Source organism: Methylobacterium sp. WL18 (assembly GCF_008040015.1).
In the GTDB taxonomy this organism is placed as follows: domain Bacteria; phylum Pseudomonadota; class Alphaproteobacteria; order Rhizobiales; family Beijerinckiaceae; genus Methylobacterium; species Methylobacterium mesophilicum.
The window spans coordinates 1-763 of sequence record NZ_VRVD01001147.1 but is presented as its reverse complement, the minus strand read 5'-3'; the positions used below and the strand labels follow the sequence as shown (position 1 = coordinate 763).

At 73.1% G+C, this 763-nt stretch carries 2 protein-coding genes; both read right to left on the bottom strand.

Annotated elements, in window-relative coordinates; genetic code table 11:
* Window positions 1-273, bottom strand: a 273-nt coding sequence (locus FV228_RS31435; RefSeq protein WP_147857941.1) for a hypothetical protein, incomplete at its 3' end; no start/stop codon positions are given.
* A 76-nt stretch (window positions 274-349) separates the two neighbouring features.
* Window positions 350-592: a hypothetical protein gene (locus FV228_RS31430; RefSeq protein WP_246694111.1), complete on the bottom strand. Its 243-nt coding sequence runs from the start codon at window positions 590-592 to the stop codon at window positions 350-352.
* Between the last annotated feature and the right edge of the window lie 171 nt (window positions 593-763).

The following is a 763-nucleotide window of genomic DNA, read 5'->3' as shown; positions in this document are numbered from 1 at the left end:
GCCGCCGGTGCCGGGCGGGCCGCTCGTCGGCGTGCCGCCGATGTTCACCCCCGGTGTCGTGCCCGGGACGGAGGAGTTGCTGGGATTGGCGGTCGTGCCCGTGGTGATCGGGGCGCCCGGTCCGCTGCCCACGGTGCCGGCTCCGACGCCGCCCGTGGTGGGCGGGGCGGTGACTCCGGTATTGCCGGCGCCCCCGGTGGTCACCTGCGCGGCGGCCGGTCCGGCCAGCAGGAGGGTCAGGGCGCCCGAGAGCGTCAACGTCGTACGGGTCATGGGTTCGTCCGTTCCTTGCGGTCGGACGCCAACGGGTGCGGGCCGCCGAAGTTCGACCCGATCCGGCGCGACCCGCTCAGTGCAGCTCGTAGCAGTTGGTGATCACGCGCGGATTGCGGGTCACGTCGTACAGGATCGAGCACTGAACTAGGTACTGCGTGTCCTTCTTCCGAAACAGGATCAGGGACGACCGGTTGTCGAAGGTGCCGGTGTAGCCGGCGATCTCCCAGCCGTCGGCGCTGAGCCGTTCGACGGTGAGCGGCTCGGCCGCGTCGGCCCCCATCACCGACGCCAGCGAAGCGATCAGACCCAGGCACACGCGCAGCGACCGCGGTCCCCGCGCGAGGCCGGCGGTCTTCACAGGCCCGTCACGTCGTCGATGTCCGGCGCCGGCTCCCGTGCCGGCGGCGCAGGATCGTCCTCCGGGGCCGGCGGCAGCCGCGGCGGCGGCATGTCGCCGGTATTCGGCGGCATCGGCAGGCCCTGCGGC